This window comes from Enterobacter cloacae complex sp. SHL020 (genome assembly GCF_049236945.1).
In the GTDB taxonomy this organism is placed as follows: Bacteria; Pseudomonadota; Gammaproteobacteria; order Enterobacterales; family Enterobacteriaceae; genus Enterobacter; species Enterobacter dykesii.
Genome location: NZ_JBMKJF010000006.1, coordinates 44,734 through 60,715 on the forward strand (window position 1 = coordinate 44,734; position 15,982 = coordinate 60,715).

At 56.1% G+C, this 15,982-nt stretch carries 15 protein-coding genes; 7 read left to right on the top strand and 8 right to left on the bottom strand.

Annotated features, from left to right (window positions below):
• Window positions 1–35 precede the first annotated feature (35 nt).
• Window positions 36–1,769 carry a potassium/proton antiporter gene (locus tag ACOTZB_RS15400; RefSeq protein ID WP_126330095.1) on the top strand — a complete coding sequence of 578 codons (1,734 nt, stop codon included), beginning with the start codon at window positions 36–38 and terminating at the stop codon, window positions 1,767–1,769.
• Window positions 1,770–1,812: 43 nt separating this feature from the next.
• Here the strand turns inward: ACOTZB_RS15400 and dadX are convergent, their stop codons facing one another.
• The gene (gene dadX, locus ACOTZB_RS15405) at window positions 1,813–2,883 is read right to left on the bottom strand and encodes a catabolic alanine racemase DadX (RefSeq protein WP_421627686.1); all 1,071 of its coding nucleotides are present in this window, start codon (window positions 2,881–2,883) and stop codon (window positions 1,813–1,815) included.
• 9 nt (window positions 2,884–2,892) lie between these two features.
• On the bottom strand, window positions 2,893–4,191 hold the full coding sequence (locus ACOTZB_RS15410; protein ID WP_421627687.1) for a D-amino acid dehydrogenase: 1,299 nt from the start codon (window positions 4,189–4,191) through the stop codon (window positions 2,893–2,895).
• A 321-nt stretch (window positions 4,192–4,512) separates the two neighbouring features.
• Between ACOTZB_RS15410 and ACOTZB_RS15415 the strand changes: the two genes are divergently transcribed.
• On the top strand, window positions 4,513–6,045 hold the full coding sequence (locus ACOTZB_RS15415) for a SpoVR family protein (protein ID WP_421627688.1): 1,533 nt from the start codon (window positions 4,513–4,515) through the stop codon (window positions 6,043–6,045).
• 72 nt (window positions 6,046–6,117) lie between these two features.
• On the opposite strand, the gene fadR is transcribed toward ACOTZB_RS15415, so the two are convergent.
• Complete coding sequence (gene fadR / locus ACOTZB_RS15420) at window positions 6,118–6,837, bottom strand: fatty acid metabolism transcriptional regulator FadR (protein WP_421627689.1); 720 nt, start codon at window positions 6,835–6,837, stop codon at window positions 6,118–6,120.
• Between the two features lie 200 nt (window positions 6,838–7,037).
• Between fadR and nhaB the strand changes: the two genes are divergently transcribed.
• Window positions 7,038–8,576 (top strand): Na(+)/H(+) antiporter NhaB, encoded by a 1,539-nt coding sequence (gene nhaB, locus ACOTZB_RS15425; RefSeq protein WP_421627690.1) that lies wholly within the window; start codon window positions 7,038–7,040, stop codon window positions 8,574–8,576.
• 143 nt (window positions 8,577–8,719) lie between these two features.
• The gene (gene dsbB, locus ACOTZB_RS15430) at window positions 8,720–9,250 is read left to right on the top strand and encodes a disulfide bond formation protein DsbB (RefSeq protein ID WP_047652291.1); all 531 of its coding nucleotides are present in this window, start codon (window positions 8,720–8,722) and stop codon (window positions 9,248–9,250) included.
• Between the two features lie 123 nt (window positions 9,251–9,373).
• On the opposite strand, the gene ACOTZB_RS15435 is transcribed toward dsbB, so the two are convergent.
• The 3 genes from ACOTZB_RS15435 to ACOTZB_RS15445 all read right to left on the bottom strand — a co-directional run bounded on the left by ACOTZB_RS15435 (window position 9,374) and on the right by ACOTZB_RS15445 (window position 10,890).
• A complete protein-coding gene (locus ACOTZB_RS15435; protein ID WP_047652292.1) occupies window positions 9,374–9,814 on the bottom strand; it encodes a YcgN family cysteine cluster protein in 441 nt (146 codons plus the stop codon).
• A gap of 93 nt (window positions 9,815–9,907) precedes the next feature.
• Entirely contained in the window at window positions 9,908–10,567 is a 660-nt protein-coding gene (locus ACOTZB_RS15440) for a fumarylacetoacetate hydrolase family protein (RefSeq protein WP_032647730.1), read from the bottom strand.
• Between the two features lie 47 nt (window positions 10,568–10,614).
• Window positions 10,615–10,890, bottom strand: a complete 276-nt coding sequence (locus ACOTZB_RS15445) for a YcgL domain-containing protein (protein WP_029742143.1) — start codon at window positions 10,888–10,890, stop codon at window positions 10,615–10,617.
• 123 nt (window positions 10,891–11,013) lie between these two features.
• On the opposite strand from ACOTZB_RS15445, the gene minC reads away from it, so the two are divergent.
• The 3 genes from minC to minE are packed head-to-tail and all read left to right on the top strand — an operon-like array spanning window position 11,014 to window position 12,830.
• Window positions 11,014–11,721, top strand: coding sequence for a septum site-determining protein MinC (gene minC, locus ACOTZB_RS15450; RefSeq protein ID WP_421627692.1), 708 nt, complete (start codon window positions 11,014–11,016; stop codon window positions 11,719–11,721).
• A gap of 23 nt (window positions 11,722–11,744) precedes the next feature.
• On the top strand, window positions 11,745–12,557 hold the full coding sequence (minD, locus tag ACOTZB_RS15455) for a septum site-determining protein MinD (protein WP_029742160.1): 813 nt from the start codon (window positions 11,745–11,747) through the stop codon (window positions 12,555–12,557).
• A 3-nt stretch (window positions 12,558–12,560) separates the two neighbouring features.
• Window positions 12,561–12,830, top strand: a complete 270-nt coding sequence (gene minE / locus ACOTZB_RS15460; RefSeq protein ID WP_008500504.1) for a cell division topological specificity factor MinE — start codon at window positions 12,561–12,563, stop codon at window positions 12,828–12,830.
• A 74-nt stretch (window positions 12,831–12,904) separates the two neighbouring features.
• Here minE and rnd read toward each other — a convergent pair whose 3' ends face one another.
• Window positions 12,905–14,032: a ribonuclease D gene (gene rnd / locus ACOTZB_RS15465; RefSeq protein WP_421627693.1), complete on the bottom strand. Its 1,128-nt coding sequence runs from the start codon at window positions 14,030–14,032 to the stop codon at window positions 12,905–12,907.
• Window positions 14,033–14,103: 71 nt separating this feature from the next.
• Window positions 14,104–15,789 (bottom strand): long-chain-fatty-acid--CoA ligase FadD, encoded by a 1,686-nt coding sequence (gene fadD, locus ACOTZB_RS15470; protein WP_074173022.1) that lies wholly within the window; start codon window positions 15,787–15,789, stop codon window positions 14,104–14,106.
• Window positions 15,790–15,982: the final 193 nt, after the last annotated feature.

Here is a 15,982-nt window from a genome sequence, read left to right on the forward strand (position 1 = left end):
AACAGCGTTAACATTGAGGTGGGAGTAAGAGAACATTGGATGCCGCAGCGATAATCAGCCTTTTCATTTTGGGTTCCGTCCTTGTAACCAGCAGTATTTTATTAAGTTCATTTTCATCGCGTCTCGGCATACCTATTCTTGTCATTTTCCTCGCCATCGGCATGCTGGCCGGCATTGATGGCATTGGCGGTATCCCATTCGATAACTACCCCTTCGCCTACATGGTGAGTAACCTCGCGCTGGCGGTGATCCTGCTGGACGGCGGGATGCGCACCCAGGCGAGCTCCTTCCGCGTGGCCTTAGGGCCTGCGCTGTCGCTCGCCACGGTCGGCGTGTTGATTACCTCCGGCCTCACCGGAATGATGGCCGCGTGGCTTTTCCATCTCAATATCATGGAAGGTTTGCTGATTGGCGCCATCGTGGGCTCAACCGATGCGGCAGCGGTGTTTTCCCTGCTCGGCGGAAAAGGGCTTAACGAACGCGTTGGCTCCACGCTTGAGATTGAATCCGGCAGTAACGATCCGATGGCGGTATTTCTCACCATTACGCTTATCGAGATGATTCAGCAGCATGAAAGCGGGCTGAGCTGGATGTTTGCGTTACATATCCTGCAGCAGTTCGGTCTGGGGATCGTCATCGGCCTGGCGGGGGGATACCTCTTACAGCAGACGATCAACCGCATCTCGCTGCCCGCGGGGCTTTACCCCCTGCTGGCGCTGAGCGGCGGCATTCTCATTTTTGCCGTCACCACCGCAGTGGACGGCAGCGGTATTCTCGCGGTCTATCTCTGCGGGTTCCTGATGGGCAACCGCCCTATTCGCAACCGGCATGCCATTTTGCAGAACTTCGACGGCCTGGCGTGGCTGGCGCAAATCGGCATGTTTCTGGTGCTGGGCCTGCTGGTTACGCCATCGGACCTGCTGCCGATCGCCGTTCCGGCGCTGCTGCTGTCCGCGTGGATGATCTTCTTCGCCCGTCCGCTGTCTGTATTTGCAGGCCTGCTGCCGTTTCGCGGCTTCAACCTGCGCGAGCGGGTTTTTATTAGCTGGGTGGGCCTGCGCGGCGCGGTGCCGATTATCCTTGCTGTGTTCCCGATGATGGCCGGTCTGGATAACGCGCGGCTGTTCTTTAACGTGGCGTTCTTCGTGGTGCTGATTTCCCTGCTGTTCCAGGGAACCTCGCTCGGATGGGCGGCGAAAAAAGCCAAAGTGGTGGTCCCGCCCGTGGGCTGGCCGGTCTCCCGCGTGGGCCTAGATATTCACCCGGAGAACCCGTGGGAACAGTTTGTCTATCAGCTGAGCGCCGACAAATGGTGCGTGGGAGCCTCGCTGCGCGATTTGCACATGCCGACCGAAACGCGCATTGCCGCCCTGTTCCGCGATAATGTCCTGCTGCACCCTACCGGCAGCACCCGCCTGCGCGAAGGGGATATTCTCTGCGTGATTGGTCGCGAGCGCGACCTGCCCGCACTGGGCAAGCTGTTCAGCCAGTCGCCTCCGGTGGCGCTGGACCAGCGCTTCTTCGGCGATTTTATTCTGGAAGCCAGCGCCAAATTTGCGGATGTGGCGCTGATTTACGGTCTGGATGAAGGTGCTGAAGACGGTGATAACCCGCAAACGCTGGGTGAAATCATCCAGCAGCGGCTTGGCGCTGCGCCAGTCGTGGGCGATCAGGTGGAGTTTGCCGGGATGATCTGGACCGTTGCCGAAAAAGAAGATAACGCGGTGCGGAAAGTCGGTTTGAGGCCGATGGATGAGGAAGTGGAGTAGTTTTTTTGCCGGGTGGCGCTAACGCTTACCCGGCAAAGATAGGTTACACCGTCACAACCGGCACTCTTGGTGCCAGCGCGCACATCAATTCGTACCCCACCGTGCCCGCCGCGGCAGCCACGTCATCAATTTTGATTTCGTTACCCCACAGCTCGACGGGTGAACCAATGCCCGCCTGCGGGCATGGCGTCAGGTCAACGGCCAGCATATCCATAGATACGGTGCCCACCGTTCCGGTGCGAACCCCATCGACCCACACCGGCGTGCCGGTGGGCGCGATACGCGGATAGCCGTCGGCATACCCCCCCGCCACGATGCCAATCCGCTGCTCGCCCTTTGCCCGGTAGCGGCTGCCGTAGCCCACCGTGTCCCCGGCCTTCAGCGTCTGCACGCCAATGATTTCACTGCGCAGGGTCATGACCGGCTTCAGGCCGCTGTTGGCGATATCCTGCCACTGGCCTGAGGGAGACGCACCGTACAGAACAATCCCCGGACGCACCCAGTCATAGTGCGCCTCGGGATGCCACAGCGTGGCCGCCGAGTTCGACAGCGAACGCGGGCAATCCAGCCCTTCTGCCGCCTGCTCAATGCGGACCATAGCATCGGCAATGCCGTCGGGTTTTTCCGCGTCGGCAAAATGCGCCATCAGCGTCATTTCGCCCACGTTCTTCATGGCGCGCAGCTGCTGCCAGACCGTATGCACCCGCTCAGGCTGAAAGCCCAGGCGGTTCATGCCGCTGTTCACCTTGAGGTAGATATCCAGCGGCGCATGGAGCTTCGCATCCTGGATCGCCTTAATCTGCCAGTTGCTGTGAACGCTGGTGGTCAGCCGGTACTTATCCAGCAGCGGCAGATCGTCCGCATGGAAGAAGCCTTCCAGCAGTAGAATCGGCCCTTTCCAGCCGCGCTCGCGCAGCAGAATGGCCTCTTCCAGATTCAGAAGCGCAAAGCCGTCGGTCGCGCTCAGCGCGCTCCAGATACGATCGATACCGTGGCCGTAGGCATTCGCTTTCACCACCGACCAGACGCGCGCACCGGGGGCCGCCCGACGAACAATTTGCAGATTATCCTTCAGGGCCTGCAGGTTGAGCTGGGCCAGAACAGGACGGGACATGACAACTCCTTAGCTATGCGCGCCGTGCAGGTGCTGTGGACGCGAAGGCGTAAACCCCGATTGATAGCGCGCGGCGCTTAAATCGTCAAACGGAATTGCCGGCGTGCGTCCGGAAATCAGGTCGCTCAGCAGCTGGCCCGATCCGCAGGCCATCGTCCAGCCGAGCGTGCCGTGTCCGGTATTGGTCCACAGGTTTTTGAACGGCGTGCGGCCCACGATCGGCGTGCCGTCCGGGGTCATCGGACGCAGGCCGGTCCAGAACGTCGCCTGCTCAACAAAACCGCCGCGCGGGAAGAGATCGCCCACGACCATCTCCAGCGTTTCACGACGCGGCTGCAGCAATTCGGTGTTGAAGCCGACAATCTCCGCCATGCCGCCTACACGAATACGGTTATCGAAGCGGGTAATGGCGATTTTGTAGGTTTCGTCCAGAATGGTCGACACCGGCGCGCCGCTATCTTCTTTCACCGGAATGGTCAGCGAGTAGCCCTTCAGCGGATAAACCGGAATGTCGAGAATGCCTTTCAGCATGGCGGTGGAGTACGAACCAAACGCCATCACGTAGGCATCGGCTTTGATCACCTCGTCGCCGCACTTCACGCCGTAAATTTTTTCGCCTTCCGACAGCAGCTTGTCGACAGAGGTGTTGAAGCGGAACTTCACCCCCGCCTGCTCGCACATCTGCGCCAGACGTTGCGTAAAGAGCTGGCAGTCGCCGGTTTCGTCATTCGGCAGGCGCAGGCCGCCCGTCAGCTTATGCGCCACTTCCGCCAGCGCCGGTTCAATCTGGCCAAGCTGGCTAGCTTCCAGCAGCTGGTACGGTACGCCGGCATCTTCCAGCACGGCGATATCGCGGGTGGCATTTTCGTACTGTTGCTCGGTGCGGAACAGCTGCAGCGTCCCGCCCTGACGGCCTTCATACTCAATCCCCGTCGACGCGCGCAGCGCTTTCAGACAGTCGCGGCTGTATTCCGCCAGGCGCACCATGCGCCCTTTGTTCTCCATGTAGTGGCGGGTGTCGCAGTTGCGCAGCATCTGCCACATCCACTTCAGCTGGAACTGCGTGCCGTCAAGGCTGATGGCCAGCGGCGCGTGGCGCTGGAACATCCATTTAATCGCTTTCAGCGGAACGCCCGGCGCAGCCCACGGTGCCGCATACCCCGGAGAGATTTGCCCGGCGTTCGCCGCGCTGGTTTCAAGCGCCGGACCGGATTCACGATCGATAACGGTTACGTCATGTCCCGCCTGACTTAAATACCAGGCGCTGGTTACCCCAACGACACCACTTCCCAGTATGACAACACGCATAGCCACTCCATTATGTGCAAAAGAACAATCTTCTAATTACAGATTGATAACCTAGTTGAAAATATTATTCAACATACGACTTTTTTATGGTGACTTACCTCACACATCCCCCAGCATCAGGGGATAGTGCTAATTTGGGATCTCCTGCTGCGCGTTATTTTTAACCAGCATAATATGCTGAGGCATACCGTTTTTTTGCCGTATCAAAAACGCGAAATCGCAAAGAAAAAATTTCTGCCCCAGCACGCTTTTTAACACGTTGATCTATGCTTGAAAGGAGGCTCTCCAGACAGAGAGAGCACCCACAACGAGGGCGCGCTAATGGCTACTATTGATTCCCTGAACAAGGACAACACACGTCTGAGCGATGGACCCGACTGGACCTTCGAGCTGCTGGATGTTTACCTCGCCGAAATCGACCGGGTCGCAAAGCTGTATCGTCTGGATACCTATCCCCATCAGATTGAAGTCATTACGTCCGAACAGATGATGGACGCCTACTCCAGCGTCGGGATGCCGATTAACTATCCGCACTGGTCGTTTGGTAAAAAATTTATTGAAACGGAACGGCTGTATAAGCACGGCCAGCAGGGGCTAGCGTATGAGATTGTGATTAACTCCAATCCGTGTATCGCCTATTTAATGGAAGAGAACACCATTACCATGCAGGCGCTGGTGATGGCGCACGCCTGCTACGGGCACAACTCCTTTTTCAAGAATAACTACCTGTTCCGCAGCTGGACGGACGCCAGCTCCATCGTCGATTACCTGATCTTCGCCCGTAAATACATTACCGACTGCGAAGAGCGCTACGGCGTGGACGAAGTGGAAAAACTGCTCGACTCCTGCCACGCGCTGATGAACTACGGCGTGGATCGCTACAAACGTCCGCAGAAAATCTCCCTGCAGGAGGAGAAAGCCCGGCAGAAAAGCCGCGAAGAGTACCTGCAAAGCCAGGTGAACATGCTGTGGCGTACCCTGCCGAAGCGTGAGGAGGAAAAAACGATCGCCGAGGCGCGTCGCTATCCTTCCGAGCCGCAGGAAAACCTGCTCTATTTTATGGAGAAAAACGCCCCGCTGCTGGAGCCGTGGCAGCGTGAGATCCTGCGCATCGTGCGCAAGGTGAGCCAGTATTTTTACCCGCAAAAGCAGACGCAGGTGATGAACGAAGGCTGGGCGACCTTCTGGCACTACACTATTCTCAACCATCTGTACGATGAGGGAAAAGTGACCGAGCGGTTCATGATGGAATTTCTCCACAGCCATACCAACGTGGTGTTCCAGCCGCCCTACAACAGCCCGTGGTACAGCGGAATAAACCCGTATTCGCTTGGCTTCGCCATGTTCCAGGACATTAAGCGCATCTGCCAGTCGCCGACGGAAGAAGACAAGTACTGGTTCCCGGATATCGCCGGTTCTGACTGGCTGGAAACGCTGCACTTTGCGATGCGCGACTTTAAGGATGAGAGCTTCATCAGCCAGTTTATGTCGCCGAAGATCATGCGTGATTTCCGCTTCTTCACCGTGCTGGACGACGACCGCAACAACTATCTGGAGATCTCCGCAATCCACAACGAAGAGGGGTACCGTGAGATCCGCTCTCGCCTCTCTTCCCAGTACAACCTAAGCAACCTTGAGCCCAATATTCAGGTGTGGAACGTCGATTTGCGCGGCGACCGCTCCCTGACGCTGCGCTATATCCCGCACAACCGCGCGCCGCTGGATAAAGGACGTAAAGAGGTGCTGAAGCACGTGCATCGCCTGTGGGGGTTTGACGTGCAGCTGGAGCAGCAGAATGAAGACGGGAGCGTCGAGCTGCTGGACCGCTGCCCGGCGCGGTTGAATACGCTGTAGAGTCTGCTGTGCCGGGCAAGGCGTAGCCGCCACCCGACGAAAAAAAACCTCTCGTATGAGAGGTTTTTTCTTTTAGCGGGTCTGAATCGCTAAATCACCCGGCAGCGTTTTCTGCATACGGTGCCAGATTTCACCGGAATCGTGACCGTAGCGGCGCACCGTCTCATAAACCTGATCGTGAAGGCCTTCGGTACAGAGCTTGCTCAGCTTATGGTAGAAGCCCAGCGCCAGGCTACGCGCTTCCGGATTAGCAAAGTAGTGGCGGCCAATGCGGGTGTAAAGCCCTTTCATACCGTTGAGGATCAGGCCGTACACCGGATTGCCGGAGGCAAACGCCAGGCCGCGAAACACGTTGTAATCGAGGGTGGCAAAAGCATCGGCATGATCTTCCACCTCGTTCGCTGTGGCCAGCACCGCAAGGGCCTCTTCCGGATGCTGACGGAAAGCGGTACGAATAAAGATCGTCGCGATGTTGGTGCGAACGGAGAGCAGATTATCAATGAGCTGCGGCACGCTTTCATGGTCAAGACGCGCCAGCGTTTCAAGAATGTTCAGCCCGGACGTTTCCCAGAAGTTGTTTACTTTCGTAGGCTTACCGTGCTGGATCGTCAACCAGCCATCGCGCGCCAGCCGCTGAAGCACTTCACGCAGCGTGGTGCGAGTGACGCCAATCAGTTCAGAGAGTTCGCGTTCAGCCGGAAGAATGGACCCCGCAGGGAAACGATTATTCCAGATGCTTTCAATGATGTACTCTTCCGCGAAACCCGCCGGGCTCTGCGCCTTAATGACCATAGTGAGATTTCCATTACACAGCTTTAGCAAATTGGACTCATCATACCAGAGGCACGCAGTAGCAGGTAGCGCGGCAAAGAGAGAAAAGAGGGATCGCCGTTTCATTTTTGTGAAATTTACAATGCAGCCTTATCCGCCTCCAGGCCGTGATTTTTGCGTATACTGATGTTTTGTCTTACTTGACGGGAAGGACGTCTGTTGTGGAAATTTCTTTTGGGCGCGCGCTATGGCGCAATTTTTTAGGTCAGTCTCCTGACTGGTATAAACTGATACTGCTGGTTTTCCTGGTCGTTAATCCCATCATTTTTAGCGTGAATCCCTTTATCGCCGGCTGGCTGCTGGTGGCGGAGTTTATCTTCACCCTGGCCATGGCGCTAAAATGTTATCCCCTGCTGCCGGGCGGATTGCTGGCGTTTGAAGCCGTCGTCATCGGTATGACCAGCGCCGGGCATGTCAAAGCAGAGCTGGCGTCAAATCTCGAAGTGCTTTTGCTGCTTATGTTTATGGTGGCGGGCATCTACTTTATGAAACAGCTGCTGCTGTTCATCTTCACGCGCCTGCTGCTCAGCATTCCGTCAAAAATGTTCCTCTCGCTGGCGTTTTGCCTTGCCGCCGCCTTCCTGTCGGCCTTCCTGGATGCGCTGACGGTCGTCGCGGTGGTGATCAGCGTTGCTGTTGGGTTTTACGGTATTTATCACCGCGTGGCCTCCTCTCGCCCAAATGAGGACCTGCAGGATGACAGCCACGTCGAGGCGCATAACCGTGACGTGCTGGAACAGTTCCGCGCGTTTCTGCGCAGCCTGATGATGCATGCTGGCGTGGGTACCGCCCTGGGCGGCGTGATGACCATGGTGGGCGAGCCGCAAAACCTGATCATTGCCAAAGCGGCGGGCTGGCACTTCGGTGAGTTCTTCCTGAGAATGGCGCCGGTGAGCGTACCGGTGCTGATCTGCGGGCTGGCGACCTGTCTGCTGGTGGAGAAGTTTCGCCTCTTCGGCTACGGGGCGCAGCTCCCGGAGCCGGTACGTCAGGAACTGCATAAATTCGATGTGCAGAGCCGAAGACAGCGGACGCGCCAGGAGACGCTACGACTGATTGTTCAGGGGATCATCGGCGTCTGGCTTATCGCGGCGCTGGCGTTCCATCTTGCCGAAGTGGGGCTGATTGGCCTGTCAGTCATTATTCTCGCCACCACCTTTACCGGCGTGACGGACGAACATGCCATCGGCAAGGCGTTTACCGAAGCCCTGCCGTTTACCGCGCTGCTGGCGGTGTTCTTTGCCGTCGTGGCGGTGATTATCGACCAGCACCTGTTCGCGCCGATTATTGCCTTTGTATTACAGGCATCACCGGATGATCAGCTCTCGCTGTTTTACCTGTTTAACGGCCTGCTCTCGTCGATCTCAGATAACGTCTTCGTCGGGACGGTCTACATCAACGAGGCCAAAGCCGCTATGGAGCAAGGCGTTATCAGCGCCGGACAGTTTGAGCTGCTGGCCGTGGCGATCAATACCGGCACCAACCTGCCGTCGGTGGCGACGCCAAACGGCCAGGCCGCCTTCCTGTTCCTGCTGACCTCCGCCCTCGCGCCGCTCATACGTCTTTCTTATGGCAGGATGGTGTGGATGGCGCTGCCCTATACGCTGGTGCTCACGATCGTCGGATTGCTTTGCGTCAAAATTACCCTCATTCCCTGTACGCAATGGCTGGTACAAGCGGGTATACTTGCGGCGCAGTAAACTATGCATCTCGGGCAGTTCGCTGCCCGTTTGCCTTTTCGCACGATAAACATCCAATTACGTTTTATTTCGCCAGGTACAGGTGGCGCGAAAAACGAATTCGTTTACACTGCGCTTTCTAAGCATGTTCCAGGGAAATGATTATGTTGAGATTTTTAAACCAGTGCTCCCGCGGTCGCGGAGCGTGGTTGTTAATGGCCCTGACCGCCTTTGCGCTGGAAATGGTCGCGCTGTGGTTCCAGCACGTAATGGGTCTTAAACCTTGCGTGCTGTGTATTTACGAACGCTGCGCGCTGTTCGGCATTATGGGTGCAGGCCTGGTGGGCGCAATTGCCCCTAAATCGCCGCTTCGCTATGCCGCTATTGCCATCTGGATTTACAGTGCCTGGAAAGGAATTGAACTCTCCTGGCAGCACACCATGATGCAGCTGCATCCGTCACCGTTTATGACCTGCGATTTTGCCGCCCGCTTCCCGAGCTGGCTGCCGCTGGACAAATGGCTGCCGCAGGTGTTTGTCGCATCCGGTGACTGCTCCGTTCGTCAGTGGGAATTCCTGACGCTGGAGATGCCGCAGTGGCTGGTGGGTATTTTTGCCGCCTACTTCGTCGTGGCGCTGCTGGTGCTGATTGCCCAGCCTTTCAAACCGAAGAAACGCGATCTGTTCGGAAGGTAAACGCAAAACGGCAACCAAGGTTGCCGTTTTTAGCGTTTGCGCCCTCTCCCGTGGGAGAGGGTTGGGGTGAGGGCATCAGGCCGCACAAGCACAAAAAAACCCGCCTCGGCGGGTTTTTTAATCTCAACGGGTCGGGTGATTCATGATGTGGTCTTCCCAGTCACGCACCTCGGACTCTTTCACCGCAATGTGGCGCACAGAAATACGCTCGCCGTGCATCGCCGCTTTTGACCCGGTCAGCAGCGGGTGCCAGTTCGGTAAATCTTTGCCTTCCGCCAGCAAGCGATACGCGCAGGTATGCGGCAGCCATTCAAACGTCGGCAGATTATCCCGGGTTAACTTGATGCAGTCAGGCTCAAATTCAAACCGACGCTCATAGTTGCGGCACTGGCAGGTTTTAATGTTTAACTGCTTGCAGGCAACGTTGGTGAAGTAGATTTCGTCCGTATCTTCATCCATCAGCTTGTGCAGGCAGCACTGCCCGCAGCCGTCGCACAATGATTCCCATTCCGCGTCAGTCATGTCGTCGAGAGTTTTGCTTTGCCAGAAAGGGATGTCGTTCATCAGGATGTCCACACGTCAAAAGAAAGCGCACCTTATAACGAGTCTGGCACGTTGTTGCAAGTTTTGCCGCCCTCTTCAGGCGGCAAGATGGGGTTACAGCACGCGGGTTTTCAGCGACAGGCCGTTGAAACCGACCTCAAGCTCGTCACCGCTGAGTAGCGGGCCAACGCCTTCTGGGGTTCCGGTCAGGATCACATCGCCTGGTTTAAGGGTAAAGAAGCGGCTCATGTAGGCGATCAGCGGCACAATCTTATGGATCATGTCCGCCGTGGTGCCCTGCTGGCGGATCTCGCCGTTAACCTTGAGGCTGAGCGGCGTGTCCTGCGGATCGCCGGTAAATTCGCTCACCGGCACAAACGCCGAGATCGGGCAGGAATTATCAAACCCTTTTGCTTTTTCCCACGGCTGCCCTGCTTTCTTCATTTTACCCTGCACGTCACGCAGGGTCAGATCCAGCGCCACGCCGTATCCGGCAATCGCTTTCTGAACATGTTCTTCTGAGGCCTGGCGCAGCGTGGCACCAATCAGCACCGCGAGTTCAACTTCGTGATGCACCGAGCCGAGCCCCTGCGGCAGCGCCAGCGGCTGGCGGATATCGCAAAGCGCCGTTTCAGGCTTAATAAACAGGACCGGCTCTTCTGGCGTAGCGCTGCCCATCTCCTGAATATGTTTTGCATAGTTGCTGCCTACGCAAACCACTTTGCTGACGGGATAATCCAGTAATGCACCTTGCCAGTTATGATGTTGATACATGGTCGACCCCTAAACGGTTGATGTGTTGTGCCCAAAAACAGTTGAGACTATTTTTTACCGTTCGCCTCAAGATGCTGTTTTAATAAATTCTCGGGTGGCGGTGGAAGCTGTAAATAATAGCCTTGCTCGGCTAAGGCCGTTTTCACTTTATCCAGATCGGCATTAATCAGTTTCTTACGACCATCAAGCGGCAGCAGCATCGCCAGCTGTGGTCGGCCAAAATTTTTCATTAATTCTTCAGGCACGCGTGAAAAATCGTCTTTCTTTTCGACATAAAGATAGGTCTGGTCACGGCTTGTACTTCTGTAGATCACACAAAACATGTTTTTACTCTGAATTAATGGGTGGTTGCTTGCCTCAATATACTCCTGACTATAACATGCCTGATACTCTTCGGAATATCGCAGCGAGTGGTTGCGGTTAATAGCAAATTGAGTAAGGCCAGGATGTCAAACACGCCCATCGAGCTTAAAGGCAGTAGCTTCACCTTATCAGTGGTACATTTGCATGATGCAAAACCCGAGGTTATTCGTCAGGCGTTAGAAGACAAAATCGCCCAGGCTCCCACCTTTCTAAAGCACGCCCCTGTTGTTATCAACGTCAGCGGTCTTGAAGCGCCGGTTAACTGGAAGCTTCTCCAGCAGGCCGTCTCCTCGACCGGACTGCGTATCGTGGGCATCAGCGGCTGCAAAGATACTGAGCTGAAAGCGGAAATTGAGCGTGCGGGGCTGCCCCTTCTGAATGAGGGCAAAGAAAAAGCCTCGCGTGCGGCACCCGTTGCCGTGCAAACGCCCCCTCCTGCGGTTCAAAACGTTACTACCGTCACAAAAACGCGAATGATTGATGTGCCGGTTCGTTCCGGTCAGCGCATTTATGCACCAAACTGTGATCTGATTGTTACAAGCCACGTCAGCGCTGGCGCTGAGCTGATTGCAGATGGCAATATTCACGTATACGGTATGATGCGTGGACGTGCGCTCGCAGGTGCAAGTGGCGATCGAGATGCGCAAATATTTTGTACTCACCTGACGGCGGAACTGGTGTCCATCGCAGGTGAATATTGGCTGAGCGACAAGATCCCAGCCGAATTTTATGGCAAAGCGGCTCGCCTGCTTCTGGCAGACGACGCGTTGACCGTTCAACCGTTAAATTAATCCCTTTTTAACAAGGAATTTCTATGGCACGCATTATTGTTGTTACTTCGGGTAAAGGAGGCGTTGGCAAGACCACCTCCAGCGCGGCCATCGCTACTGGTTTGGCCCAGAAGGGAAAGAAAACCATCGTTATCGACTTCGATATCGGTCTGCGTAACCTCGACCTCATCATGGGATGTGAGCGTCGCGTCGTGTATGACTTCGTGAACGTCATTCAGGGCGATGCCACGCTGAACCAGGCGATGATCAAAGACAAGCGCACCGAGAACCTCTACATTCTCCCGGCTTCTCAGACGCGTGACAAAGACGCCCTGACCCGTGAAGGTGTGGAAAAGGTGCTCGACGATCTGAAAAAAATGGATTTCGACTTCATTGTCTGCGACTCCCCTGCGGGCATCGAAACCGGTGCCCTGATGGCGCTCTACTTCGCTGATGAAGCGATCATCACCACCAACCCTGAAGTTTCATCCGTGCGTGACTCAGACCGCATTCTGGGGATCCTCGCCTCTAAATCCCGTCGTGCGGAAAATGGCGAAGACCCGATTAAAGAACACCTGCTGCTCACCCGCTACAATCCGGGCCGCGTGAACAAAGGTGACATGCTGAGCATGGAAGACGTGCTGGAGATCCTGCGCATTAAGCTGGTGGGCGTTATACCGGAAGATCAGTCCGTGTTACGTGCCTCTAACCAGGGCGAGCCAGTGATCCTTGATACATTGGCAGATGCAGGTAAAGCTTACGCCGATACCGTTGACCGTCTGCTGGGAGAAGAACGTCCTTTCCGCTTCATTGAAGAAGAGAAGAAAGGTTTCCTCAAACGCCTGTTCGGAGGATAAGTTATGGCATTACTGGACTTTTTTCTCTCGCGGAAAAAGAACACCGCCAACATCGCAAAAGAACGTCTGCAAATTATCGTTGCGGAGCGTCGTCGTAGTGACGCCGAGCCTCACTACCTGCCGCAGCTGCGCAAGGACATTCTGGAAGTGATCTGTAAGTATGTGCAGATTGACCCAGAGATGGTCACGGTGCAGCTGGAACAAAAAGACGGGGATATTTCGATTCTGGAGCTGAACGTTACGCTCCCGGAAGCGGAAGAGTCGCGTCCGTAGGTTTGTGATTTCGTCGCCCCGGTAAGCGCTGCGCGCCGGGGAAATATGCCGGGTATATCGCCCGGCATATTTTTTTATCGCGGGTAACCTTCCAGCAGCGTATTCAGACGATCGGCCATCAATTCCCCGCGCCAGCCCGCCATCATCTCCGGCACGCCACTCTGCGGCTTCAGCTTCCAGTGCCAGTTCAGCAGCTGGTTAATCTGACGACGTGAGGCGAGCAGTTCCGCGCTCAGCTTGCTTTCGGTTGCAACTGCCTGCACCAGCGCTTTGATGTCCTTAAACGCTTTGCGATAGCCCGGCATATCCATCAGGTTCAGCAGCGGTTCCGGCAGCGCGTCTTCCGGCAGCTCCTGCGCTTTTGCGACCAGCGTCAGCAGGGTTTTGCCGTGGAAGCGTATCTCGCTGCCCGACAGCCCAATGCTGTCCAGCTCGCCCAGGCTGCCCGGCATATAGCGCGCGACCGCCCAGAGATGTTCTTCGCGAACCACAAAGTTAACGGCCAGATCGCGCTCTCGCGCTTTACGCAAGCGCCAGTCTGCCAGCAGCTGCAGGCATGCCAGCTGACGCGTGCGCAGCTGCCAGGCGTTGCTGATATCGCGCCAGGCCTCTTTCGGGTCAACCACTTCCTGGCGACGCTGCTGGGTCATACGGCACTCGTCCAGCGCAGCAGCGAGCCAGCCGGAGGCTTCTGCCTCTTTCATCAGCTGTCCGGCAATCGGCAGCAGGTAAAACACGTCTGCCGCCGCATACTCCAGCTGACGCTCGGTAAGCGGGCGCGCCAGCCAGTCGGTACGGGATTCGCTTTTATCCAGCGTCAGGCCCGTATACTCCTCCACCATGGCAGCAAAGCCCCATGAGAGCGGACGATTGCTGAATGCCGCGAGGATCTGCGTGTCAATCAGCGGCTGGGGCATGATGCCAAAGGTGTTCAGAAAGACTTCCAGATCTTCACTGCCTGCGTGCAGGTATTTCGTCACGGCGGTATCAAGCAGCAGGTCACGCATCGGCGTCCAGTCGGTAATGCCGAGAGGGTCAATCAGCGACACGTGTTTACCGTCGTACATCTGAATCAAACCCAGCTGCGGATAATAGGTCCGGGTACGGACAAACTCGGTATCCAGGGCAATGGCAGGAAAGTCGCGCGTCACTTCGCACAGCGAAGCCAGCTCGTCGTTGGTCGTGATCATCTGGTAATTCAAAACGGGTTCTCTTTTGTTTGCGCCCATAAAAAACGCCGGCTTAACCGGCGTCTGGGCGATTAGCGTGAAGCTCAGGCCTTATTGTCTACTTTGCCACGGGCTTCGTCACGTAATTCTCGTCGTAATATCTTTCCGACGTTGGATTTCGGCAGCTCATCGCGGAATTCAACCAGCTTCGGCACCTTGTAGCCCGTCAGCTGACGACGGCAGAACGTTACCAGCGCCTCCTCCGTCAGGGAAGGATCTTTCTTGACCACAAATATCTTCACCGCTTCACCGCTGCTGCCGGAAGGGACGCCGACCGCCGCCACTTCGAGTACGCCGCTGTGCTGCATAACCACGTCTTCGATCTCATTCGGATAGACGTTGAAGCCGGAGACCAGGATCATGTCTTTCTTGCGATCGACGATGCGCAGGAAGCCTTCTTCATCCATTACCGCAATATCACCCGTGTGCAGCCAGCCGTCTTTGATGATTTCGTCGGTCGCGTCGGGACGCTGCCAGTAGCCCAGCATCACCTGCGGACCTTTGACGCAAAGCTCACCCGGCTCGCCCGGCGCGACTTCGTTATCGTTATCATCGACCAGTTTGGCCTCTGTAGAAGGAACCGGCAGACCGATGCTTCCGCTGTGATAGTCGATGTCATGCGGGTTGACGCTGACCAGCGGCGCGCATTCCGTCAGCCCATAGCCCTCCAGCAGATACTGGCCGGTGAGCTTCACCCAGCGCTCGGCGACCGCCTGCTGAACCGGCATGCCGCCGCCCGCAGAGAGATGCAGCGTGGAGAAATCCAGCTGCTGGAACTCTTTGTTATTAAGCAGCGCGTTAAACAGGGTGTTCACCCCCGTCATGGCGGTGAACGGATATTTCGCCAGCTCTTTCACCAGGCCAGGGATATCGCGCGGGTTGGTGATGAGGATGTTCTGACCACCCAGTTCAATAAACAGCAGGCAGTTCATGGTCAGCGCAAAGATGTGATACAGCGGAAGCGCGGTGATCACCACCTCTTTGCCCGGATGCAGCAGCGGCCCGTAGGTGGCGTTCACCTGTTCAAGGTTTGCCAGCATATTGCGGTGGGTAAGCATGGCCCCTTTGGCGACGCCGGTAGTCCCGCCGGTGTATTGCAGAAACGCAAGATCTTCCGCGACCACTTCGGGTTTCACATACTGCATACGGTAGCCCGCATGCAGCGCGCGGCGGAAGGAGATGGCGTCCGGCAGGTGGTATTTTGGCACCAGGCGCTTGACGTATTTGACGACAAAGTTAACCAGCGTGCCTTTAGCGGTAGAGAGCTGATCCCCCATGCGCGTCAGGATGACGTGTTTAACCTGGGTTTTGTCGACCACTTTTTCCAGCGTATGGGCGAAGTTGGACACAATGACAATCGCGGCCGCACCGCTGTCGTTCAGCTGATGCTCCAGCTCGCGCGGGGTATACAAGGGGTTAACGTTGACGACAATCATCCCGGCTCGCAGGATACCGAACAACGCCACCGGGTATTGCAGCAGGTTCGGCATCATCAGCGCGACGCGGTCCCCTTTTTGCAGCCCCAGCCCTTCCTGCAGATACGCCGCAAACGCGCGGCTACGCTCCTCAAGCTTACGGAACGTCATCACCTCGCCCATATTCACGAATGCGGGCTGGTCCGCGTAGCGCCTTACCGAGTGTTCAAATAATTCCACCAGGGATTGATAACGGTCAGGATTGATCTCAGCAGGAACATCTGCGGGATAACGGTTAAGCCAAACCTTCTTCAATGCATCACCTCTGAAATGAGTGTTCGTCGTCATCACAACCCCGATAATAAACAGTTTGTTAACATTATATTAACTCAGCGTACCAGTTTATTAATTGTTCAGATTTAAGGTTGCGAAGCGCGTCACTCTTTTTTTTCGTTTTATCCGTAAAAAAACAGAGACAGCGGCTGAGGCGCTGTCTCTTTTCTAACAA

Bases quoted from the DNA above. Each gene is read 5' to 3' on its own strand.
- dadX (WP_421627686.1), bottom strand. From the start codon at position 2,883: ATGTCCCGTCCTGTTCTGGCCCAGCTCAACCTGCAGGCCCTGAAGGAT.
- ACOTZB_RS15410 (WP_421627687.1), bottom strand. From the start codon at position 4,191: ATGCGTGTTGTCATACTGGGAAGTGGTGTCGTTGGGGTAACCAGCGCC.
- ACOTZB_RS15415 (WP_421627688.1), top strand. From the start codon at position 4,513: ATGGCTACTATTGATTCCCTGAACAAGGACAACACACGTCTGAGCGAT.
- fadR (WP_421627689.1), bottom strand. From the start codon at position 6,837: ATGGTCATTAAGGCGCAGAGCCCGGCGGGTTTCGCGGAAGAGTACATC.
- dsbB (WP_047652291.1), top strand. From the start codon at position 8,720: ATGTTGAGATTTTTAAACCAGTGCTCCCGCGGTCGCGGAGCGTGGTTG.
- ACOTZB_RS15435 (WP_047652292.1), bottom strand. From the start codon at position 9,814: ATGAACGACATCCCTTTCTGGCAAAGCAAAACTCTCGACGACATGACT.
- ACOTZB_RS15440 (WP_032647730.1), bottom strand. From the start codon at position 10,567: ATGTATCAACATCATAACTGGCAAGGTGCATTACTGGATTATCCCGTC.
- ACOTZB_RS15445 (WP_029742143.1), bottom strand. From the start codon at position 10,890: ATGTTTTGTGTGATCTACAGAAGTACAAGCCGTGACCAGACCTATCTT.
- minC (WP_421627692.1), top strand. From the start codon at position 11,014: ATGTCAAACACGCCCATCGAGCTTAAAGGCAGTAGCTTCACCTTATCA.
- minD (WP_029742160.1), top strand. From the start codon at position 11,745: ATGGCACGCATTATTGTTGTTACTTCGGGTAAAGGAGGCGTTGGCAAG.
- minE (WP_008500504.1), top strand. From the start codon at position 12,561: ATGGCATTACTGGACTTTTTTCTCTCGCGGAAAAAGAACACCGCCAAC.